Source organism: Achromobacter sp. 1012554356, from assembly GCF_059760815.1.
Genome location: NZ_JCBANC010000052.1, coordinates 21980 through 45315, shown reverse-complemented (window position 1 = coordinate 45315; position 23336 = coordinate 21980). Strand labels below are relative to the sequence as shown.

The 23336-nt window shown below is 58.0% G+C and carries 14 protein-coding genes and 2 pseudogenes; 15 read left to right on the top strand and 1 reads right to left on the bottom strand.

The window, feature by feature from the left end; all coding sequences use genetic code 11:
* Positions 1-26 precede the first annotated feature (26 nt).
* The 5 genes and pseudogenes from AC6LJW_RS22710 to AC6LJW_RS22690 all read left to right on the top strand — a co-directional run.
* The gene (locus AC6LJW_RS22710; RefSeq protein ID WP_498088310.1) at positions 27-10454 is read left to right on the top strand and encodes a hemagglutinin repeat-containing protein; all 10428 of its coding nucleotides are present in this window, start codon (positions 27-29) and stop codon (positions 10452-10454) included.
* Positions 10451-10888, top strand: a complete 438-nt coding sequence (locus tag AC6LJW_RS22705) for a hypothetical protein (RefSeq protein ID WP_498088309.1) — start codon at positions 10451-10453, stop codon at positions 10886-10888. The genes AC6LJW_RS22710 and AC6LJW_RS22705 overlap by 4 nt, the downstream gene beginning before the upstream one ends.
* Before the next feature lie 637 nt (positions 10889-11525).
* Positions 11526-11981: a DUF4279 domain-containing protein gene (locus AC6LJW_RS22700; protein ID WP_498088308.1), complete on the top strand. Its 456-nt coding sequence runs from the start codon at positions 11526-11528 to the stop codon at positions 11979-11981.
* A 250-nt stretch (positions 11982-12231) separates the two neighbouring features.
* A complete protein-coding gene (locus AC6LJW_RS22695; RefSeq protein WP_498088307.1) occupies positions 12232-12435 on the top strand; it encodes a hypothetical protein in 204 nt (67 codons plus the stop codon).
* A gap of 35 nt (positions 12436-12470) precedes the next feature.
* Positions 12471-12622 (top strand): annotated as a pseudogene (locus AC6LJW_RS22690) (IS5/IS1182 family transposase); the annotation flags it as partial.
* An 89-nt stretch (positions 12623-12711) separates the two neighbouring features.
* Here AC6LJW_RS22690 and AC6LJW_RS22685 read toward each other — a convergent pair.
* Positions 12712-13389: pseudogene (locus AC6LJW_RS22685) on the bottom strand (alpha-ketoglutarate-dependent dioxygenase AlkB).
* A gap of 253 nt (positions 13390-13642) precedes the next feature.
* Here AC6LJW_RS22685 and AC6LJW_RS22680 point away from each other — a divergent pair.
* The 10 genes from AC6LJW_RS22680 to AC6LJW_RS22635 all read left to right on the top strand — a co-directional run bounded on the left by AC6LJW_RS22680 (position 13643) and on the right by AC6LJW_RS22635 (position 22940).
* The gene (locus AC6LJW_RS22680) at positions 13643-14143 is read left to right on the top strand and encodes a hypothetical protein (protein ID WP_498088306.1); all 501 of its coding nucleotides are present in this window, start codon (positions 13643-13645) and stop codon (positions 14141-14143) included.
* 27 nt (positions 14144-14170) lie between these two features.
* Positions 14171-14545 carry a hypothetical protein gene (locus AC6LJW_RS22675; RefSeq protein ID WP_156395117.1) on the top strand — a complete coding sequence of 125 codons (375 nt, stop codon included), beginning with the start codon at positions 14171-14173 and terminating at the stop codon, positions 14543-14545.
* Between the two features lie 464 nt (positions 14546-15009).
* Entirely contained in the window at positions 15010-15687 is a 678-nt protein-coding gene (locus tag AC6LJW_RS22670) for a hypothetical protein (RefSeq protein ID WP_498088305.1), read from the top strand.
* An 8-nt stretch (positions 15688-15695) separates the two neighbouring features.
* Entirely contained in the window at positions 15696-16064 is a 369-nt protein-coding gene (locus AC6LJW_RS22665; RefSeq protein ID WP_082578852.1) for a hypothetical protein, read from the top strand.
* 41 nt (positions 16065-16105) lie between these two features.
* A complete protein-coding gene (locus AC6LJW_RS22660; RefSeq protein WP_498088304.1) occupies positions 16106-19324 on the top strand; it encodes a hemagglutinin repeat-containing protein in 3219 nt (1072 codons plus the stop codon).
* Complete coding sequence (locus tag AC6LJW_RS22655; protein WP_156395113.1) at positions 19321-19761, top strand: hypothetical protein; 441 nt, start codon at positions 19321-19323, stop codon at positions 19759-19761. The genes AC6LJW_RS22660 and AC6LJW_RS22655 overlap by 4 nt, the downstream gene beginning before the upstream one ends.
* A 132-nt stretch (positions 19762-19893) precedes the next feature.
* Positions 19894-20340, top strand: a complete 447-nt coding sequence (locus AC6LJW_RS22650; protein WP_498088303.1) for a hypothetical protein — start codon at positions 19894-19896, stop codon at positions 20338-20340.
* A gap of 253 nt (positions 20341-20593) precedes the next feature.
* Complete coding sequence (locus AC6LJW_RS22645) at positions 20594-21061, top strand: hemagglutinin repeat-containing protein (RefSeq protein WP_498088302.1); 468 nt, start codon at positions 20594-20596, stop codon at positions 21059-21061.
* A gap of 1075 nt (positions 21062-22136) precedes the next feature.
* Positions 22137-22262: a MafI2 family immunity protein gene (locus AC6LJW_RS22640; RefSeq protein WP_498088301.1), complete on the top strand. Its 126-nt coding sequence runs from the start codon at positions 22137-22139 to the stop codon at positions 22260-22262.
* A 198-nt stretch (positions 22263-22460) separates the two neighbouring features.
* Positions 22461-22940 (top strand): pentapeptide repeat-containing protein, encoded by a 480-nt coding sequence (locus AC6LJW_RS22635; RefSeq protein WP_498088300.1) that lies wholly within the window; start codon positions 22461-22463, stop codon positions 22938-22940.
* Positions 22941-23336: the final 396 nt, after the last annotated feature.

Sequence of the window (23336 nt, the reverse complement as noted above, 5' to 3'; positions counted from 1 at the left end):
CGGTTGATGTGAATGCGGCGGGCGACGTGAAGGTGGCCGCGCAAGGGGCATTGCAGACGCAGGGTGCGCTGCGTGTCGCGGCGGGGCAGGATCTGTCGCTGGGCGGTTCGCTGCTGATGGGCGGGCAGGACGTGGGGGTTGAGTCCGGGCGCACCATGCGGATCGGTGGTGAGGCGCCTGCGGCCGGGGGCGGAGCTGGCACGGGCGGCTCCACCGGTTCGGCTTCGGGCGGCGCCGGCGCGGGGTCGTCGGCGGGCGGTTCAAACGCTGGCAACGGCGGCGCAGCGGGCGCGGCAGGCGGGGCATCCAATGCCACCGGCCCGGCGCAGGCCGGCTCGGCATCCAGCGGTCTGGTCACCGCCAAGGGCGCCATTGCATTGAAGGCAGGCCGCGATGTCGTGCTGCCCGGCCAGGTCACCGCCGCGGGCGCGTTGCACGCGCAGGCAGCCGGCGATCTGACCGCCGGCGCGACCGCGCAACTGCAATCGGGCGGAGCCGCCCAAATCCGTGCGGGAGCGGATCTGAACCTGGGCGGCCTCGTCGGCGCACGCGGCGACGTGTCGCTGATGGCAGGGCGCGACGCACGCGTGACGGGCAAGGGATCGTCTACTGGTCGCATCGCCATCGACGCCGCGCGCGACCTGCGCATGGAAGCGCCCGCACAGTGGGACGCCGAAGGCTCGGTTGGCGCGAAGGCGGGCGGAGACCTCGCGCTGGCCGGCACGCTGCGCGCCAACGGCGACACCACGCTCACGGCGGGCAAGAAGTTGGCCGTGGACGGCACGGTCTCGGCCGCGTCCGGCGGCATGAAACTCTCCGCGGGCGGCGACGTATCCATCGGTTCGAAGGCCCAGGTGGCGGCGGCCGGCAACGTTGGCCTGACCGCCGGCGGCGACCTGCAAAGCATGGGCAAGGTCACGTCCCTGAAAGACTTGTCGCTGCAGGCGGCACGCAATATCCAGCTCGACGGCGCAACCCTCGCCACCGGCAATCTGCAGGTGCAGGCGGGCGAAACCCTGACGGCGACTTCCGCTTCGCGCATTCAAGCAGACGGGTCGGCCACAATCGCTGCCGGCGACGCATCGCTCGCCGGCGCCGTCATCGCAGGGCAGTCCGCGCAGATCAATTCCCAAGGCAACCTGCGCGTGGACGGCACCGTGCTGGCCGACGCCGGTACATTGAAAGCCGTCAGTGGCGGCGACATGACGCTCGGCAAGGACAGCGTCCTGCAGTCCGCGCAGCAACTCCACGGACAGGCTGGCGGCAAGCTGATCGCAAACGGCACCGTGTCTGGAGAAACCGACATCCAGCTTTCCGCTGGAACCGACGCCCAACTGAACGGCAAGACGGTCGCCAACGGCACGCTTCGCGCCGACGCGGGCGGCGACCTGACGGTGGGTCAGGACGGACTGGCGCAGGGCAGCGCGAATCTGCATCTGGGCGCGGGCCAGGACCTGCGCGTCGCGGGCACGGCCGGCACCGCGCAATCCGCGGCGGGCGCAGGCGGCTTGCTGCGGGCCGAGGCGGGCCGCGATCTCGTTGTGACCGGTATCGTCACGGCGGGGACCCCCGCTAGTCTCGCGGCCATGCGCGACCTGGGCGTTGACGGCACCGTCGCGGCGCTGGCGGGTAGCCTGACGGCCGACGCGGGCAAGCAGTTGCGCGTCGGCACAAGTGGCCGCATGCAGGCCGCGCAGGACTTGACTGCTCAATCTGGCGGCGACCTCGTGTCCGACGGCGCCATCGTCGCGGGCGGCGGCCTGACGCTCGCGGCGACCGGCGATGCGCGCCTGGGCGGCACCGCCGCCGCGCTGGGCGAGGCCGGCGCGGGAAACCTGCTGCTCACCGGCCGCGATGTGACCGTCAAGCAAGGCGGGCAGGTGCAGGCCGCAGGAACCTTCACAGCGCAAGCCCAACGTGACCTCGCCGCTGCGGGCGCACTGGCTTCGGTCGGCGACATGATGCTGGCCGCCGCGCGCGATTCGCGCGTGGACGGTACGGCCGCCAGCGACGCGAACCTCACGCTCACCGGCCGCAACGTCGCCGTCGGCGCGGCAGGCTTGGCGCAAGCCGCCGGCACGCTCACGTCCACCGCCCAAGGCACATTGCTTGCCGCCGGCAGCATGCTGGCCGGCGTCGCGCAGACGCTCACCGCCGGCGACGACATGACCATCAACGGCACCGTCGCCGCCTTGCAAGGCGACCTGACACTCAACACACTGCGCGGCGACCTCGTGATGGGGACCGCGTCGAACCAACAGGCAGGCGCAGCATTGAGCGCCACCGCGGGCGGCGCCTTGAAGGCGATGGGTTCCGCAGCCGCCGGCCAGGGAATGACGCTGCGCGCAGGCACCGACGCCACGCTCGGCGGCATCGCCGCCACCCAGGCCGGCAACGTCACCGTCGACGCCAACGGCGCGCTGGCCACAACGGCCGACGGCCGCATCCAGTCCGCCGCCAACATCGACCTTCAATCCAGAGGCCTGCTGCACAACGCAGGCGTCGTGTCGGCGGCGGGCGCCGCCAACCTGGTGTCAGACACCGGCCTGAACAACGCCGGCTCCATTCTCGCGGGTGGCGACGTCAACGCCACGGCGCTCGGCGCGCTCACCAACACCGGCCGCGTCATCGCTGGCGTCGGCGAAGACGGCACGCTCAGCCTGCCCGGCAGCGTCAAACTCACTGCCGCCTTCATCACCCACCCCGGCATCAGCGCGGCCGGCAAGGACCTGACGCTGACGGCAGGCGGCATGGACCTGTCCAGCGGCAACCTGTCATCCATCGGCAAGCTCGCGCTCACCTCGCCGGGAGACATCACCACGCGCAACGCGGTGCTGCACGGCGGCAGCCTCGACATCGACGCCGTCAACCTGCGCAACCAAGGCGGCAAGCTGACGTCCGCGGGCGACGCCACCCTGAAACTCGGCGGTGAACTCGACAACACCAACGGACTGATCGCCGCTGCCGGTGACACCCGCATCGACGCCGCGCGTATCGGCAATGCCCGCGGAACGCTGGCAGGTTCGGACGTGACACTGGTTGCCAGCGGCGCCGTCAACAATCAAGGCGGCCTGATCCAGGCCGACGACACCCTGACCCTGAACGCCGCCAGCCTGGACAACAGCGCCACGCTGACCGCAACCGGAGCGCCGCCCAAAGGCGTGCTCGCCAAAACGGCCACCATCGTGGCCGGCGGCATCAACAACCAGGCCGGCTCCATCAGCGCCAGCCAGGACCTGACCCTCGACACCGGCGAACTCGACAACACCGGCGGCGAAATCGCCGCCCAGCGTTACGCGACGGTCAAGGCAGCGGTGCTGAAGAACGCCCAGGGCAAGGTGTTGGCGGGCGAACGCCTTGCCGTCACGATCCAGGCGCTGCAAGGCCTGGGCCTGCTGCAATCCGCGCAGGATCTCTCGTTCACCTACGCCGGTTCGCTCAACCAGACCGGCGACATCGCCGCGGGTCGCGACCTGACGATGTCGGTGGGCGGCAACATGGACAACAGCGCCACCGTCAGTGCAGGGCGCGACCTGTCCATCACGGCCAACTCGCTCAACAACCAGGCCAGCGGCGAACTGCTGGCCGGGCGCAACAACACCATCAATGTCACCAACGGCCTGATCAACTCGGGCCTCATCGACGGCGGCGCGACCAACATCAACGCGGGTCGCGTAGACAACTTCGGCCGCATTTATGGCAACACCATCGCCATCCGCGCGGGGGAACTGGTCAATGGATCGGGGCCGAGCGGCGGCGCGGTGATCGCGTCGCGTGGTGATCTGGATATCGGCGTCGGGTCGCTGGTGAACCGCGAGCATGGGTTGATCTATGCCGGCGCGGATCTGCGCATCGGCAGCGCGCTGGATGCGAATGGCAAGGCGGTCGGACAGGCTGCGTCGCTCGTGAATGCGTCGGCCACGATTGAGGCGGCGGGCAATGCCGTGATTTCCGCGGCTTCGCTGCAGAACATCAACACGAATTACGCCAGCGAAGTGGTGCCGGTGTTGACTGTGCCGAAGTTGTACGTGACGCCTGCAGGCTCCACGGAAATGTACGACATGGAATCCAACTGGTTCTGCGTCAAAGACCGCCCAAGGTGCGAAAAGGGCATCGACCTTCTGGAAAACGACTCCCAGCACGGGTTCTTGCTTCCGTCCGACACTTATCCCGCGTCTCGATACGGGCCTCCCTTCGATTACGCGCCTTGGTACACGGGCATTACGGATGATGAGGGCCCCATCGCACGGGCGGAGGTACCGCGCAGAATTCTTTGTTCGATTACGAATGACATCGAACTTTGTACGCCCGAAACTCGGTTTGGGGACAATTGGGTGTACCCGCCGGTAACACACCCGTACGGTACCAATGAGCGAGTCTGGGCCGTTTTCGGTGTGACGCCGCCCGTTGGCCCGGAGCCACAGTGGGTGCCGCGAGACCCTCCATGTCGCGCGAACGATGGCGCATGCAATGCCTCGGAAAGAGTTCGCCGGCAGGCCTACGAAGAAGCGCACTACGCTTATAAGGTGCCGTTCGACGAGCTGGATGCTCGTATAGCGGCGTTCAATCTGGATTTCCAGAATCGCATGAGGTACACCCTCACGATCTACGACGTCCAGGAAACCGTCACCGAAACCCGCACCATCTCATCGGATCCTGGAAAGATCCTGTCCGGCGGCGCCATGACGCTCGTCGGGACCGTCACCAACGATAAGAGCCAGATCGCGGCTGGCGGCACGCTGTCTGTAAGCGGGCCGGCCATCAACAACATCGGAGCGGGAGGCGAGCGCGTGGTGACGCGTGTTGGCCGCGCCATCTTGTCCCAGCCGAGCGGCAGAAAGCGCAAGGAACACATTGAGGACTACAACCGCACCCTTGCCGCCGAATCTATCGAGATGCCTGTCGGCACCTCCGGCGGAAATGCGTCGGTCTCACTTAGCGGCGCGGCGCCCGGCGCCAACGGCGCCACCGCAACCGGCCCGGTCCTGATCGCCAGCCTCGGCTTGCCCGGCGGCAACGTCGTGCGCACCGTCTCCAACCCGGCCACGATCCCCGACAGCCAACTCTTCGCCGTCAACGGCACGCCCGACGCACCCTACGTCGTCGCCACCGACCCGCGCTTCATCGGCAATCGCGAGTCCGTCTCCAGCGATTACCTGTTCGGTATTCTGCAACAGCCCGGCGCACCCGTCGGCAACGCGGGCGCATCCGGCGCCATTAAAACGGGCCTGGGCAACACCCCCGGCGGCCTGAACGCTCTGATCCCCGCCGGTGCCAAATTCCTGACCCCGTCCGGTCAACCCCGCCGCCTGGGCGACGGCTTCTACGAACAAAAACTCGTCGCCGACCAGATCCTGGCCACCACCGGCCAACGCTTCCTCGAAGGCTTCGGCGACAACGACAGCCAGTACAAGCAACTGCTCGCCAACGGCGCGCAATTCGCTTTGGATAACGGCCTCAAACTCGGCGCCACGCTCACCGAAGCCCAGCAACGCCAGCTCACCACCGACCTCGTCTGGCTGGTCGAACAGACCGTAACGCTGCCCGACGGCACCACCGAGACCGTGCTGGTCCCGCAGGTTTACCTCCTGGTGCGCGAAGGCGATCTGAAGGGCGACGGCACCCTCATGGCCGGCCGCGACGTCAAACTCGCCGCCGACGGCGACATCACCAACAGCGGCACCATCGGCTCCCGCGACGCCACCGTCATGACTGCGGCCAACATCGTCAACCAGGCTGGCGGCCTGATCCAGGGCGGCATCGTTGATCTGGCTGCACGCGAGGACTTGATCAATCTGGTGTCGCTGATCAAGGGCGACAACGTGGCATTGTCAGCCGGCCGCGACATCGCGCTCACTTCCACCTCTGGGTCGGAAAACAATGGCGCCACCTGGGGCTCGTACGTCTCCGGGGTGTCCCGAGTGGACGCCGGCAACCTCAGCATGCAGGCCGGTCGTGACATCGACCTCACGGCGGCTCAAGTCACGGCCACGGAAGACGCGCGCCTGCAAGCAGGCCGCGACATCAACCTGGCCACGCTGCAGGAAAGCCATGGTGAATCCCTCGTCCGCAACAAGAAGAACCGGCACGACCTGAGCACCAGTTCGGAAGTCGGTTCGTCCATTGCGGCGGATGGAAATCTTACGTTGGTCGCGGGGCGGGACGTGAACGCGCGTGCGGCAGACGTCGCAGCGGGTGAGCAGTTGGCCGTCGCCGCAGGCCGCGATATCAACGTCGGTGCGGGAGAGGCCTCGGCCTCCGCACGTGATGAGATGTATTACAAGACCCGGGGCTTTCTCTCCAGCAAGAGCACACACACGGTAGATTCGCAGGCGTGGACACAGGCGCAGGGATCAACGTTCAGCGGCGACTCGGCGGTGTTTCAGGCGGGCAGGGACTTTTCGCTTAATGCCTCGCAAGTCCTCACCAGTAATGACCTGGTCGTCGACGCCGGCCGCGATCTGTCGGTAACGGCTGGGACGAACACCTATGGGGAGAGCCATTACGAGCGGGTAAAGAAAAGCGGCTTCTCAACCGGTGGACTCGGTATTTCGTACAAGAGCAGTGACGCCAAATCCCTGCAGACCGTGGACGGGATGACGCAAAGCGACGCGCGGAGTCTATTGGGCGCGACGGGCGGCAACGTCATCATCACCGGAGGGCGGGATGTCCTGATCGCAGGCAGCGATGTGGTAGCGGGCAAGGCCGCAGGCGACACCAAGGGCAACACCGGCAACATCGATATCCAGGGAGGAAACGTCGCCATCGTCGCGGGGCGCGACGTCGAGAAGACTCACAGCGAATACTCCCTCAAGGAAAGCGGCTTTGGCGTGGCCGTCGTCGGGACGGTGGTGGACACCGTCAAGAATCTATCCAACGCCGGCTCCGTCAAATCCAAAGGTCACGAGCTTGCTCACAGCGGGGCCACGACGCCCGGCGTGTCGTTCTCGTACAGCAGCAGCAAGAGCAGTGGATCATTCGACTCGCATAGCCAGGTCAGCAGCGGCTCGTCCTTGAGCGCAGCCGGCGACATCGTGGTGCGCGCGACCGGCAGCGGCGTACGCGACGCCTCCGGACGAGCGCAGGATGGCGACGTCGTGATCTCCGGGTCTAGCCTGCGCGCCCAGGGCGGTGTCGTACTCGATGCCCAACGCGACATCGCCGTTGTTGGCTCAGACAACCGCCAGACCCAGACCAGCGAAGAGTCCAGTAAGAGCACCAGCTTCTCGTTTGGAAGCATGAGCCTGGGAGACATCGGTCGGGCTGTTGACGGTGGTCCCAACGCCAGCGGCGTCAAGATGTTCCCCTACGGCAGTCAATCGGCGCAATCCGATGAGCTGTCTTCGGGCACGTGGCAAACGTCGTCGCTCATCACGGGCAACACAGTCCACCTGAACAGCCGTGACGGCGACATACGCATCGCCGGATCCGCCATCGACGCCATTAACAACGTGGGCCTTTTGGCTAATCGCGGATCGATCGTCATCGACACGGGCAGCGCGACGCGCGACCACAGCAGCAGCTACAGCAATAAGACGGTGGGTGATCTGGGGCGTGAGGGCAGCGGCTTTTCCGTGGGGGTACGCAGCAGTAGCGGCAGCCTGAATGAGCGCAGCAGCACGCCGAGCGCAGCCGGCAGCACCGTCACCAGCCATCTGGGTGATGTCTCGATTGTCGCCATGGACGACGTACTGGTGCGTGGAAGCGATATCCGTGCAGGCCGCGACCTCCTCATGGCCGGCCAGTCAGTCGCCATCGAAGGCAGTTACGACACCAGCGTCTATCGCCAGTTCCAGGAGACCAGCCAGATCGGCGTAACGATCAGCGCTAGCAACCCTGTTGTCAGCGCCGTGCAAAGCACCAACCGCATGCGCGAGGCGGCCCAGGAGACCAACAATGGCCGCCTGCAGGCCATCGCAGCCGTGGCGGCCGGTTTGGCCGCCAAGAATGCCTATGACGCGGTGGCGAAAGATCCCGCCAAGGTCGGCGGGATCAACATCAACGTCGACTTCGGTGCCAGCAGCGCCAGCCAGACCAGCAGCGGCCAAAGCAGTACCGCAAGCGGCGCGGCCATTTCCGCTGGCCGCGACATGACGATCATCGCCGCCGGCAAGGGCGATCAGTCTGACATCATCGTGTCCGGGTCTGACCTTGCCGCGGGCCGCAATATGGTGCTGGATGCGCAAGGCGACATCCTGCTTACCGCTCAACAGAACACCGCCAGCCAAAGGACCGACGGCAAAAGCACAAGCGCCAGCATTGGTGTGGGCTTTTCGATCGGGGGAACCCAAAACGGCGTCAGCATCAACCTGGGCGCGGGTGGCAGCAAGAACAAGAGCAATGGCGAGGATGTGACGTGGAACAACACGCACGTGCAGGCCGGCAACGTACTGACCATGAACTCCGGCGGCGACACGGTTCTGCGCGGCGCGCAAGCGACCGGCGACCGGATTCTGGCCACGGTGGGCGGTGACCTCGTTATCGAAAGCCTGCAGGACATCAGCAACTACACGGCGCGCGACCGCAGCGTGGGCGTGCAGGTAAGCCTGTGCATCCCTCCCATCTGCTACGGCGCCAGCTCGGTCAGCGGCAACTATGGCAACACCAAGATCAACAGCGAATACGCCAGCGTCACGGAGCAGTCAGGTCTGTGGGCGGGCGACGGCGGCTTCCAGCTCGATGTCGCCGAAAATACCGGCCTGATTGGTGGCGTCATTGCCAGCAGCGACAAAGCGGTCGCTGATGGCAAGAACGTCCTGATCACCGGCACCCTCACCAGCCGCGATGTTGAAAACCGCGCCAGCTACGAAGGCCAGTCCATTCAGCTGGGCGGCGGCGTGAGCTTTGGCGGCGACAAGGAAGGTGGCAAAGACAAGAGCAACATCGGCACCGATGGCAAGGGCGAGGTCGCTGGCGGAACCAAGGCCACGCCGAATTCAAACCTGCCCAGTTCGAACGGCGTGAGCATGGGTGTGCCGGTGGTGGCGGGAGCCAGCGGAGAAGCTAGTTCCACCACGCTCAGTGGGATCAGCGGCGGCACGATTGTCATCCGAGACGAAGCTGGGCAGAAAGCGCTGACGGGGCAGACGGTGGCCGAAGTGATCGCGGGGTTGAACCGAGACACCAAGGACACGCTGAACAGTCTGGATCCGATATTTGATGAGAAGGAGATTCGGGCGGGGTTTGAGATCGTTGGGGAAGCTAGCCGGCAGGTTGGGCAGTTCTTGGCGAATCGGGCGGCTGAAAAGCAGGCAGCCGAGAAGGCCATCTCCGAAGCAATGAAGAGCGGCAAGGCAAACGACGCTGCCCACATCGCCGCGCTTATGGACCAGTTGCAGGATGCACAAGACTGGAGCGTTGGTGGCAAGTATGGGCTGATCTTGTTGGCATTGTCGGGAGCGAGCAGTGCAAATGTGACGGGCTCGACCAGCGCATTCGTGCAGTCGGCTGCAGTCAATTATCTCCAGGGTATGGCGGCATTACAGGCGAAACAGATCGCCGATTTGTTGGGCACGGGAAAAGAGGCGGAAGCTGCGCGTGCGGCACTTCACAGTATCTTGGGATGTGCGGGTGCGGCAGGAAAGGGGGAAGCCTGCGCATCTGGCGCATTGGGCGCCGGAGCGGGCAGCATCCTGAACAGTCTCATGGGGGCGGCGGAGGGGCTCACGCCCGAGCAAGTTGAAGCTCGGCGCAATTTGGTCACTAGTTTGGTGGGAGGCATAGCGACTGCAGCGGGCATGGATGCGGCAGCAGCCAGTACGGCCGCCACGCTGGAGACTTCGCAGAACTGGGCGCAACTTGCGGTTCCCGCTGCGAGCGCGGCTGCCACTAAATGTGCGACAACTCCGAGCTGCCAGCGAGCCGTAACATTTGTGTCCGACAAGACGTTAAATGTGCTGATACAGACGAAGGATGGGGTTACGTATGTGGCCTCCGCTGTGGCGACAGGAGTCACTTCCAGTGCTTTGTGGGCGTGGGCGTCAAATGTAGTGGGCGATGTCGCCGGAAAGGACTCCGCGCTGCCGGGCAAGCCCGGCGATTTGGTACAGGTGACTGTTCCGCCGCCTTCGATTCCGGATGAAGGAAAGTATGGCCCTGAAATCCCGGTTGTACCGGCATGGCCGGCACAACCGGCTGTAATCCCCGGGCGGGATGGAGTGGAAGAGGGTGGACAACTGATCAATACGCCCAACGATGGTCCTATCATAATCGAGCCGATCTTTAGCGTCGGCAAAGAACTACAGCAGAAAGCACAGGACTTAGGGTACGGGCAGAAAATTTCTGCCCAAAAAGCGCCGTTTAATTCACACGGGCAACCGGTTTTTTGGAACGGGAAAAATTATATTACGCCTGATGTAGATGGCCATAATGTCTCGGAGGGCTGGAAGATGTTTGATCGGCGCGGTAATCGAGTTGGTACCTATGACAAAGAACTGAATTGGGTGAAAAAATGAGTTTCGGAATTTTTCTCGAGCATGAGGTTTCGACAGAGTTTGGGGGGGCTGTCCTGAAAGGCAAGGTAAAAATCAATAAGTACTCAGAAGATTTTTTTGCCTCGGCTGATTTCTGGTCTAGAGATGAATATTTGGAAAATTGGAAGAGATCTTTAGCTGAAGGCTTGTTCGGCGGTGAACGTTGCGCGTTAATTACATCAATGCACGATCCGGCCTCGTCAAATTTTGTATTCTACTGGGCCATTTATTTTGAGAAGGATGTTGCATATGTGCAAAATAATGTATTGTTTTTGAGCGACCTGTCCGAAGATTTTGATCCAAACGCCATCAATAGGTATGTGGCTGCTCGGTTAGAAGTCAACGAGGATGGAGTAGCTATTTCTCAGTGGACGGTAAGTCGCAGATCTGTGTTAGATTTTTATAACATTCTTTGAAGCAAAGAAAGTGAGTTTGGCGTGCTCTGGATTCCGGAGTGGCGCTCCGGAATGAGGTGGGTATACACACTACAAATTCTTAACTTACCTCGATATGCTTATAAAGTGTGAATTTTGGAGATAAATTTCAGAGTAATTAGCTAAAATCTACACCGCTTCATGCATCTTTGAATGTGTTGAATATGGTGAGAAGAGCGTGGCTTGCGACGTATTTTGTGGCCATGCTTGCGAATATGGTGTCTCGATAAATGATAAGGATTATTTCTAGGGCCCCAATTGCCTTTGGAGGTCTATCTACAAGATGCGGGCCCGGCCAGTTCATTCAGGCCGCGGCCGTCAATTATTCGAAAACCCTGGGTGCCGCAAAAGTAAAGGAATTGAGCAGTGCGCTAGGCGTAGAAGGGTCTTTGTGCCATGCGTGCGTTGCACGAAGCACCGGGCTGCGCTGGGGCCGCTACTAAGCTCGCATCACTTGGTGCCGGCGCGCTCTCGGGCGTAGTGCTGAGCAAGCTGCTGGAAAGCATGGACGGCGCCAACGGGAAGGATCTGTCTCCTGATGAAGCGCAATCGCGCGTCAACCTGATTAGCAGCATTGTTGTGGGCATGAGGTTATAGGAAACATTGGGGATTATTTGCCATGAATCTACAAACGAGGATTACCCCAGTTGCCCCCGACTACGAAAGTTGCGCCGAGTGTTATGCCCGGTTGATGATTTATCCTGGCGGGCGGCATCCGGATGTGATAACAGATATTCTCCATATTCAACCCACGTCGGTTAATGTTGTCGGTGATGTGATTACCAACTCCCGAGGTCGGACAAGGCAAATTAAGAATTCGGGATGGTTCTTGTCAACAGAAGGTCTTGTCCTATCAAAGGATATTAGGCAGCACATAGATTGGTTGGTAAAAATAATATATCCACGCCACCATGCGTTAAAAGAAATTCAAAACATGGATGAGATGAAAATAACGCTCAAATGCGTCTGGTTTTCGTTGTTGGGGCATAGTGGCCCAGTACTATGGCCGGAGCAAATGAGAGCGCTCGCAGAGTTAGACTTAGAGTGCTCATTCGATATTTACTTTGTAAATTAATAGGGGCTATTGCAAATCACCTTATCTCCTGGGCAAGGCGCGGGGATGGCGCTTCCTATAATCTGCTCGGTGTGGTTGAGTTTGTGGATGTCCGACAATACCGCCCCTCCTCGTAAGTACCCTTGTCCGGTAGGCATCGGCGGCAAAAGGCTCGGCGTACGGGTTAGCCGACGCGTATCGCTTACAGCGGGCTTAAGTTGTCACCCAACCTACTAAAAATCATGTTCCCTGTGCGGACGAGGATGTGAATGTGACAATCGTTCGGGAGGGTTTTGTTGTGTCTGGCGAGTATTCTGGCTGGAAGATTTTTATTGCTGATGACCGAGATGGTGACACAGGTGGTTGTTATATTTACCTGAAGAAAAGTGATGTTGAGGGGTTCGATTACTGGTTCGAAAATAAGACCGGACTTCAAACCCAGCTAGCTGATTTTGAAGTGAGATGGATGGATTAAGTTGGGTCGGTAAAACGCATGATCGTCGGGAGAAGAAGCGGCGTAGCGCCATCGAACCGACGATCGGACACATTGAGGGTGGCGGCAAGTTCGGCCGGAACCGGCTCACGGGCGCCGGCAGATGCGGTCCATGTCGTTTTGTATGGCGCGGGCCTAAGGCATCCGCCTGCTGCTGCGCCGGTTGCGGTTTTCTTTGAGACTTGTTTCTGGTGAGTTGGGCGTGCGGATTTACCGCAAGAGCGGTGTCCGCGATCCGATAGCCACCGGATCACACGTTTATGCTGATCGGAACTCTGGGAATTTCGGTATTAAGGATAGAACCCAACCCGCCTTGCGAATCCTGAAGTTGATGCGCAGACTGCACAGCTGCGGATGCGGCAGCTCCTTCAGCGGCATTACGCCTTGAAACCGCAGGCGGTCCACTCCGCCCCACACAACGACGTCGCCATGAAACCGCTGCATCCGCTCTGCGCTATCGGAGCGGTCGTCTCCCCTGAACAGAGACATCGTCGGCATGCCCAACGACACGGATATGATGGGGGCGCCAAAATCGCGTTCGTTGCCGTCCTGGTGCAGCGACAGACGCGCGCCGGGTTCGCTGCGGTTGACCAGGCACGCATCCGGCGCGGAGTTCGGAACGTAGGCTTCCCGCGCCGCGTCCTGCGCCCATTGCCTGAGGGCTTGCGGCATTGCCGGCCAGGGCTGCCGGGACACGGGATCGATGCGGCTGTAGCGTTAGTCACGGGCGTCCGTCGACCAACCCAGCTCGCCGCAATTGGTCAATGCGACCGACCTCGCGTAGCTGCCGGGCGTCTCCAAGTGTCGCAACGACGCCTGCGCTGTCAAGTTGTCCACGCCGGCCAGCAGTGCGTCCACGGTCGGCAGTGCAATGCCGCTTCGCACCATCGCCAGGGCAACGGAATAATCGCCCTTTGGACGGAACTTCGACGACATCGCCGTTGCCGGCGGAGCAGGGGTTAGAGCTGATATATGACGAAGGTCGAGATCACTCAGATCCAACGAGTGAGGCGGGGCGCCTGACGGGCCAGCAACGCGAGTCTTCGGTAGCCAAAATCGTTAGTGCATCGGTCTCCGGTGAACCGGATCTTCGGCCAACCGAATTGTTGATTTTGGAAGGCCCATTGAGGTTGGTGGACGGATCGGGCAATCTGTTCCCAGAGCTCAGATTCACTATCGGAAAATTCCCGTGGTGCCTGGTCGGCCCGTTGAGCCAATCGCGGTGCCGGGACAGGAGAATAATGGGCCCATAGGCGAGACTACTATCAACTCCCCTCTGCCGGATGATGAGGGGCCGGTTTTAATTTATAGCCAGGGCTTGCCGCCAGGAAAACTATCCGATGTGCCGATTTATAATCCGTCCGGGGCAGCGCGCGCGGCCGAGCATAGTGGAAACTGGTCCAGTGGATCGCTGAAAGAAACAGTGCGTAACGTGGCGGGCGAAAATCCAAAAGTAGAATATACAACCTCCGGAAAAACTGTTTTCATAAATGCAATGACAGGCGCTTCAGTGGTCTTGGATAATGCAGGTAATTATTATCGTGTGCAGAATTCGGCTGGGCAGTATTTGGATCAGAATAGCAATGCCATTCCGCACAATGTTCCGTTGGTTGGAGTAGATAAAACTACGCAGACCGGTATTCCATCAGGTGTGAGGAATGGTTTGACTCATTTTAAAAATTCTGATTAAGTGAAATAGGTGGTGACGCACATGAGGATGCAACGATCGTTCTTCTGGGTGGAAGGTTGTGACGCGAAATTGACGCTCTCCGGATTGGTTTCCGAATGGCTGTTCTCGTCAGGATTCTGGAAAAATATTAATGCCATCCAAGGCACTATTTTTGATCAGTATGAAGAAGACGAAGTTGATGTTTCTACACTGGAGGTGGTGATCTGTGCTCTCGAAAAGCATATCTCAGTCCTTCGTGCTCTCCCTGCAAAGAATGTGGAATTTGTAAGTGGCTGGACAGAGGGCCGCGTAGCTATACAGTCTTGTGTGTCTAAAGACGTTGCATTGTCAGAGTTGATCGATCTTCGAGCTTTTTTGATTAAGGCTGTCGCCAATAAATCAAAGATGATTTTCTCGCTTTAAGGCAGAGGGATGCGGCGAGCGGCGACGGGTGAGCAGCGTCCGCATTGGAGGCGGTTGAAATGAATAGTTTGTTGACAACGGCGGAAGCCTTTCGCGCAATGCTGATATTCGTGGATCGCTACTACAAGAGGGGTGGTCGCCAAAGCGAAGATATCGCCACTCTTTTGAGCGGTATCTCGCCCACTATATGGGCCGACGGAAACTCTAATGATGAGCCTCGGCAAGCAGTGGAAATTGTGCCGCTGGTGCCATGGGAGCTGCGGCGAGTTCAGTGCTTGCCAAACTGATAAGCACGGCTACGGGAGATGAACTGTCGTCGGAGGAACGAGAAGCACGAGGAAACTTGATTGCCAGTATTGTGGCTGGTATGTCCGCAGCAACGTCGGTGGACTCCTCCGCGAGCACTATTGCTGCGGTGACTGAGTTGACGAATAACGCGCTCACTCTGTCCGAACTGAAGCTGTTTGAAGCAGAAGCTTCTGCCTGCGAAGCAATCGGCAATTGTGATCAGGTGCAGCAAAAATTTCGCGATCTCAGCATTAGAGACTCGGGAAGTCATGATCGCTGTATGTGCCGCCGATCCGACCGCCTGCAGGGAACGTTTTGGCGAGTTTGTTGAGCAGTCCGCCGAGTATCGCAAGCAGCTAGATAGCTTGCTCGGCATGGATCTTCCTACTAATCTCAAGGACGACCTCGGCATATATTTCCTGCAGAACGCCGAAGCCGCTAGCATAGTTATTAATACTGAAATCGCCGTTGATCTACAAAAGCGATACGGTGTGAGTCCGGAGGTGGCCGAGAGGGCTATCCTGTTGGGTAGTATGGTTGCTGGCGCAATTAGAAGTCCCAAAGGATTTGGTAATCTTTTTGAGGCTGGTCGAACCCCTAAAGCTAGCGAACTGAAACAGTATGCGGAATCTCAAGGCTGGCGACCCTCCCAAACCGAGGGAGGACCTCTCAAATACATTGACGAAAACGGAATCTCTCGTATGACAATTAAGCAAGGCAGTTCGCGCGCGCCAGGTAGTGCTGATCCGCATGTTGAGCTCAGAGACGCAGCTGGCCAAAGAACAGATGCTTACGGAAATCAGGTAACTAGAAAAAGCCCGGGGAATCACACTTCAATTGATTATGATCTATAAGATGAATTATGAACTATTATAAAATTTCGTCGCTCTCCCATATTTATCTCGAAGATAGCTACGTGTTGGCTATTAACGAGGGGGCAAATTCACTCGCCTTCGAGTTGGAGGTTGTTCTTACTGAAAAGCACTCGAAGTATGAGAAGCCCCGGGCTGGAGAGTATTATTGCTATCGAAGGGCTTCATTACGATTTTCAAATTTTGAATCTCTTGAGTGGATCGAGAGGCGTTTTTTTGGTTTCTCAGACGCGTCTGGTGAGATTGATTATGGGAATATAGATAGCTTTAATTTTGGGGGGGGCTGGTTTTTGCTATCAGGAGATTGGGGTAAGGTGAAAATAAAGGGGGGGGGTGTAGAATTGATTTTCGGTGATTAGGTTGTTCAGAAGGTGCAAGGTGCGGTCGGTTTGGAATTAAAGTGAGGTCATGCACCAGCTCGGAAGTCGGTTCGTCCATTGCGGCGGATGGCAACCTTACGCTGATTGCCGGGCAGGACGTCAATGCGCGTGCCGCGGACGTGACGGCGGGCGATCAGCTGGCCGTGGGTGCTGGACGAGATATCAACCTGATGGCGGGCGTGCAGACCGGCTCGGCGTACGACGAGACCCACTACAAGACCAAAGGGTTCATGTCGTCAAAGACGACGCATACCAAAACGGCCAGTGAATTTGAGCTCGCTCAGGCCTCTAACTTCATGGGCGACACGGTTGCGCTGATGGCCGGCCGGGACCTGACCGTCCAAGGCTCCAACGTCGTCGGAGATAACGACGTGTTGCTCGCGGCAAATCGGGATATCACGATCGCCGCGGCCGCGGAGTCATACAAGGACTATCAATACGAAAAGGTCACGAAATCCGGCCTTGGCGGTGGCGGTGGCTTCAATATCGGCTACAGCAAGCAAGCCAGGACCGATTGGATGAAGGGAGAGAGCGGCGGTTTCTCCGCGAGTACGGTAGGAAGCGTCGGCGGCAACGTGACCATCGATGCGGGACGCGACGTCGGAGTGTTCGCCAGCAGCGTGCTGGCGCAGGATGGCGATATCTCAATCGCCGGCCGGAACGTGGCCATCGTTGCAGGCGTGGGCGAAGCTCGCCAGCACGAATATCACGAGTTCAAGCAATCGGGAATCACCATCGGCGTGGCCGGCGGCATGCTGGGTGCAGCCCAACAGATCCATGGCACGCTCCAACAGGCTGGAGAAGCCAAGAGCGGGCGTCTTGCTGCGGTCAAGGTTGGGCAGGCAGCGTACCAGGCAGTACAAGCCGACAGGATGATGGACGCTGCGAAGGGCGCGGAGGCCACCACCGCGCAGAAGGAAGCCGCAAGCGCGCAGATCCAAATCAGCGTGGGCTCCAGCAAATCCGTCAGCGAGACAAAACGCAGCCAGGAAACCGCATTTGGGTCGTCCATCATGGCCGGCGGCAACGTTTCGATCGTTGCGTTAGGCGAGAAGGGTGTCGCCGGCTCCGGCAATCTGTCGATCGTAGGAAGCGATGTCACCGGCAAGAACGTTCTGCTGGCGGCGACCAACGACCTGCACCTTCTTAGCCAATCGCAAACTTCGACAGAAACCTCAACCAACAAGAACAGCGGCTGGAAGGTCGGCATCGGTATCGGCGTGTCGGACAGCGGCAGCGGCGGTGGTATCAACATCTTCGCCAGCGGCTACGCCGGAAAGGGTAACGCCAACGGTAACGGCACCACGTACCAAGAGTCGCAGATCAGCGCTCGCGACCATTTGACCCTGATCTCAGGTCGGGACACCGTCCTGATGGGCGCCCAAGCCCGCGCAGACAGCATCCACGCGGACATCGGCCGCAACCTGACGATAGCAAGCCAGCAGGACACGGACCGCTACAACGCCAAGCAAAGCCAGGTCAATGCGGGGGGCAGCTTCAGCTTCGGCTCCATGACGGGTAGCGCATACATTGGCGCCAGTATCGGCAAGACCAAGTCCAACTACGACAGCGTTATCGAGCAGTCAGGCCTGTACGCGGGCAGCGGCGGCTTTGATATCTACGTCGGCAAGCACACGCAACTGGACGGGGCGGTAATCGCCAGCGATGCGGAGGCGTCAAAAAACATACTGTCTACCGAGACGTTCGGCTTTACCAATCTTGAGAACAAAGCGACATACAAGTCCACGACGGCTGGCGTGAACCTGGGAATGTCCGGCGCTTTCGACATCGCAAACAAAGGCGGTGCCAATGGAATTGGTCCGTCGGGATTGAGCTTTGGCCAAACGAGCGGCAGCGATTCGGGCACCACCTACGCCGCCGTTGCACCGGGCACGATTGACGTTCGTTCAGATAAAGAGATGGGTCGCGATAGCACGGCGGGCCTGAGCCGAGACACCGCAGGCGCGAATGGCAGCATCGGGCAGATCTTCGACAAGGACAAGGTGCGCGAGCAACTTGAATTCCAGCAGGCGTTTGGTCAGTTGGGGATGCAGATTGCGGGGGATGTGCTGAAGGATCTGAAAAAGGATGACCCGGATCTTTGGGGGGAGGGAAAACCTGGCGCGATTGCGCTCCATGCCGCGGTTGCAGGAATTGGCGCAGCGTTGGGGGGCGGGAATGTTGCAGGAGCAATGGCAGGGACGGTTGCAGGCGATATAGCCACCAGCTTGATGCGCGAACAAGTTGAACTCGCCGTCGCTGGTTTGTCGGGGGCGATGAAGGGTCAGGTCACAAACGTGCTATTGAATGTCATCGCAAGCGCTGCCGGCGCCGCCGTCGGTGGGCGCAGCGGGGCGGGCGGAGCGGCCGTCGCGGATATGTTTAATCGGCAACTTCATCCTGAAGAGAAAAGCTTGGCACAACGGGTTGCAGCAGATGCGAGAATGAAAGGAATAACAAATGCTGATGGGTCGGATATCTCGGCGGATCAAATTGAATCCGCATTGCGTGCAGCTAACAATTCGTCATACGGAGAGTCTGCAAGTAGTGGAATAGTAGTACCTCTGGATCACACGACGTCATCAGCAAATTTGTTTGACAGTACTGGAATGTCACTCCAGGGAGACGGGGGCGGCAGATATTGGCTTGTACAAAGCTCGGGCGCCATGTCAAATCCAAATGATACTTTGCGCCAGTTGATCTTGGCTAACACCGGAAATGATTCATCTCCATATAGTTGGTCAGCTCCGCCCCCGGGTCAGTTGGTTGTGTTTCCCCAAAAGTATGATTCACTTGGGTCATTCTCTCCAGGATGGAATACGGGAGATTTCTCGGCCGGAATTCCACGCTCGGACTATAGAAATAATCCAAATTTCATATTTCAGGGAGCGTTTCACTTGCCGGCTTCTCCTGGAGTGGGTGCAGGATACGCCGCATCCTGGAACAAAGGATCTTTTGACTTGAAGCCAGACTATATGGTGGGTGGTGTTTTTGATATTGGTCTTAGCGCGGGAATTTATGGGGACCCTCAGTACTCCGGCCCGATTGTATTCAATTTTGGTGCAGGGGCATTTTCCATGCAGGTGACGCCAAGTAACCCCATGGCATGGGACGAAAAGTCATGGTACGTGCCTTCTAGATATGTGAATGGAGTGGGGGTGGGAGTTGGTGTGGGAAAAGTGCTACCGATAAATGTTACGGTTGATCCGACCTATAGATCTGGCGGAGGAGAAAAGTGAAGGCATATCGTTTCGAGGTCGGTCAAGAATATGCAATTTTGATAGGTTTCGGGCTATTGGTTCTGGCGCTTTCGATTTTGTGGTTTGTGCCTGGTCGCAGGAGGAAGGTGGAAAAAGGGCGTTCTGAACGCCTGAGTGTCCGCGTTACGACTGTGTGCAGGAAAGGGGTGCTCTATTCCACAGAGATCCTTACAAGATTGACTGTATATAATGACCGACTTGTGTGGTGTTTTTTTACACTAAATGAGTTCGAGTTTAAATATGTAAAAGTGCGCCCTTACCAGATCGGTTCGCCGTTATTGCGGCTTTCCGTTCATGGCATTTCGGTTAAGGTGTGGGGGATGCCCGGCAGCTTGAAGAGATTGTTTGAACTGTTGGAATTAGAAACCCGAAAGTCTGCCCGAAAAGGCAGGCCGCGTTTTGGTCCAAAGCCCTGAATCAATCTTTCCAAAATGAAAGCCATATTTAGGTGTTTTTTATCCCATTTTTATCGAAATATGGTGGGGAACACGTATGGCTAATGGTGGGATGGTTTAATTGGAATGTGTTGTTGAGGTGCTGGGGTTGCAATGGTTGATGCATCGAAGTCTTTTGCAGTGATTTCTCTATTCGCTCTTTCCGGTTGCACATTCATCATGGGTTCGCCGCCTGCAGCTTTAACCTCGAATCCGGCGCCGGAAGAGAAAATCAGCCCAGTTTTGGTTTATACATCTGATTGCGATTTCAAAAAGGAAATCGATGGGATTGGCATATTGGGTGCGAGAACAGCATATCCAGCTGCTTATGCAGGCGAGGCGGTGTGCACAGCGTTGAACAACGAGCTTCCAAGCGCAATGGATGCGGCGGGAATCGCGGCGACGATTAGGACCCGCAAGCCGGACCCGAAAACGGCCAGGCCGAGCACACTGAAAGAAGACGCTGCGACTATCGGCGCAAAGTATGTTGTGGCCGTCGGAAAACCCAACGGATTCGCCGGATATCAACAGTACCCGCCCAGCGTTGGCGTCAACATTTGACTGTACGACGCAGAGACCGGGGAGTATCGGGGCCTTGCCGAAGACACATACCCGATATCGCTTCGCGAATTTTCCAATCGAGGTCCTTCTAAGGCAGCGCAGAACATTGCAGCTAGCATTGCGAACAAGTTGGCACAAACCATGCGAAAGCGGTGTACGGAAAAGTACCCGTATCAGTGCGAAAAGTTTGGGGAGATGCGCTTTGCTGAGCCCAGGGATGCGTACGGTAAGTAATGCGACAATCTAGTGCCGTTTGGCCGCCAAGAATGCCTACGACGCGGTGGCGAAAGACCCATCCAAAGTCGGCGGCGTCAATATCAACATCGACGTTGGCGTCAGCAGCTCCAGCCAGACCAGCAGCGGCCAAAGCAGCACCGCAAGCGGCGCTGCCGTCTCTGCCGGCCGCGACCTGACCATCATTGCTGGGGGCAAGGGCGATCAGTCCGACATCATCGTGTCCGGATCTGACCTTGCCGCGGGCCGCAACATTGTGCTGGATGCGCAAGGCGACATCCTGCTTACCGCTCAACAGAACACCGCCAGCCAAAAGACCGACGGCAAAAGCAGCAGCGCCAGCATTGGTGTGGGCTTTTCGATCGGAGGAACCCAGGCCTTGGAAAACCCCAGCTGGCCTAGACTATGGACAAGGGTCGGTTCAAGGAAACAGAGTTTTGCATGTTTTAGAGCATGCGGAGCCGAACCCGGCCAAGACGACGCATAGCGTCTTTAGTATGGACAGAAAAGAAATATTAGGCGTTGTCGATGAAGCGTGGCTGAAGAAAGGTCGTCCCGTAGTAGGGGATCCGGGTGCATATGTTGTCCCGATGGGCCGACCGATTGGCACTTCGGGAGAAACGAGTATTAAAATTATTGTGCGGCCTGGGACCAATCAGGTAATTACCGCCTATCCTGTTAAGTAGAGAGGATTTATATGTTGTGTCCGAGGTGTGGGCAGGGAGATATTGTCAAGGCAAGGATTATAGCTGGCGACACTTGCTTGTTCGTATGTCAAGAGTGTGAGGCCTCATGGTTTTTATACGAAGATATTGGGGTTAAGGGCTTTGTCGACTTTGGGGCTTATATGGAAAGTTTAGGGCTGAAACCATTATGGAGTGAGGTCCAAATTTGGAGTATTTCCATGCTCAATAATAACGGGTTGAATTGCCGAGTCTGCGGCTATCGCTCAGAAGTTCCATCATGGGGTAACGACGGACTAACGCCACTCTACGATTTTTGCCCTTGCTGTGGCGTTGAGCATGGTTATCAAGATTCGACCAAACATGGTGCCTGCGCGTATAGGAACCATTGGATTTCCACTGGGGCCGAATGGGAAGATCCTGGATCTAAGCCTGACGGCTGGCTCCTGAGTGAGCAATTGGCTAATGTGCCCTCGTATTTTCGGTAGGTGGCCAGATTTGCCCGCTACGCTGTACATCCGCCGCACGAGTACGTAGGTGCGGCTGCCCGTCTGGGCAAGCTAAGAAATACAAAATGTAGGCGGCGTCAGTATCACGCGCAGCCTGAGCACCAGCAAAAATAGCAGTGCAACTGATTGCACAGCGTCGAGTGCGGTGGGAGCCACTGTTGCAACAGAAAGAACCTGACCATCGTGTTGCGAGTAGCGGGCAAGCACTCGGACTTTATCGTCGCGACTTAGACGCCGCCCCCGACAACAACGCGGTGCTTAAAGCCGAAGGCGACATCGTGCTGAGGCCGCTTGAAACGTCTTCGAGAAGAAGACCACCAAGTGGAGAGCGCATTGTTCGAATAAATCCTTCTGCTTTTGGAGAAAAATAATGAGAACTTCGCCTGATTGGTTGTTTTTGTGTGTTTGGCGTGCGCTGGTGGGTGAGATATATCCGGCAATAAGGGTAATCGCTCTTTCATTGTCGGATGATGCCGGCGATTCAGCGGTACGTTGATCGTTTGTTAGCGGGATAAAATCCTCCACCGATTAAAATGGATGGTGATGTAATTGTTGATGGTAATCACAGATATATCGCGTCCCGTCTTTTAGGTCGCGATGTTCAGGTGACAGCGGGCGTTCTGCCTAGCTCGATGAAAGGGAACGTTAAGTCGGTATCCCAAATAAAAGTCGATTATACCGATTGGGAGAATGAATGATTATCCTAATGTATCAGACCGGTGAGGTATTGGAATTAGACCTCGATACTTTGGTGGGCGCGAATTTCGAAGGAAGAAAGTTTCATAGAATAATTTTTGACGGAAAGGTTCTTAATGATTGCAACTTTTCCAATGGGTTACTGAGAAATGCTGCATTTGTGGGTGCTGAACTTTCCCGCGCAAAATTTCGAGGGGCTCAATTGATTAATGCGTACTTTAGGGGCGCGAACTTGAAAGATTGTGAGTTAGAAGGCGCTGTGCTGGTTGGGGCTGATTTCACATCCGCTGATCTGACAGGGGCAGATCTTTCAAGTGCAGATGTTCGCTTCTGCAGTTTTAAAGGGGCTATTGTAAAAGGGGCGAATTTAGATGTCCTGAATTCGACAAGTGTGGACTGGGAGGATGCAATATACGATTCGGAAACGATATGGCCGTTTGGCTTCGACCCAGGCGCCTTCGGGCTTGTAAGCGCGTAGCTTTGAGTTTCAAGGATCAAGAAGTTCTTTATGTTAATTCTTCAAGTTAAAGAGCCTCTAATCGGGGAATTGGTTTGTTGCATCCAATTTTCCTATGCGGAGTACGATTGCTGGTTCGAACATGAAGCTGGAATTCAAGCCCGACTAGACGATTTTGAGGTGACGTGGACGCGGATGTCGACAAAGTTCGCTCGTTGATCAGAGCGTCCGAACCAGATGCGCGCGAGCGTGATCACACGGTTTTTCGGGAACCGCCGTTCACGGAATTGTCGATGAAGTATCCTGAAATTTCCCCGTCTCAGATAAAGCAGGATTAATCGAAGTCGTCGAACTACTTGTTCCGAGCCGTCTTTTGCGAATGAGGTGCTCTCTCACTTTTTTCGAAAGCGGAGCGTC

Excerpts from the sequence above, each read along its gene's own strand:
- AC6LJW_RS22640 (WP_498088301.1), top strand. The coding sequence starts at position 22,137 with ATGAGAACTTCGCCTGATTGGTTGTTTTTGTGTGTTTGGCGTGCGCTG.
- AC6LJW_RS22700 (WP_498088308.1), top strand. The coding sequence starts at position 11,526 with ATGAATCTACAAACGAGGATTACCCCAGTTGCCCCCGACTACGAAAGT.
- AC6LJW_RS22650 (WP_498088303.1), top strand. The coding sequence starts at position 19,894 with ATGGTTGATGCATCGAAGTCTTTTGCAGTGATTTCTCTATTCGCTCTT.
- AC6LJW_RS22665 (WP_082578852.1), top strand. The coding sequence starts at position 15,696 with ATGAACTATTATAAAATTTCGTCGCTCTCCCATATTTATCTCGAAGAT.
- AC6LJW_RS22705 (WP_498088309.1), top strand. The coding sequence starts at position 10,451 with ATGAGTTTCGGAATTTTTCTCGAGCATGAGGTTTCGACAGAGTTTGGG.
- AC6LJW_RS22635 (WP_498088300.1), top strand. The coding sequence starts at position 22,461 with ATGATTATCCTAATGTATCAGACCGGTGAGGTATTGGAATTAGACCTC.
- AC6LJW_RS22675 (WP_156395117.1), top strand. The coding sequence starts at position 14,171 with ATGCAACGATCGTTCTTCTGGGTGGAAGGTTGTGACGCGAAATTGACG.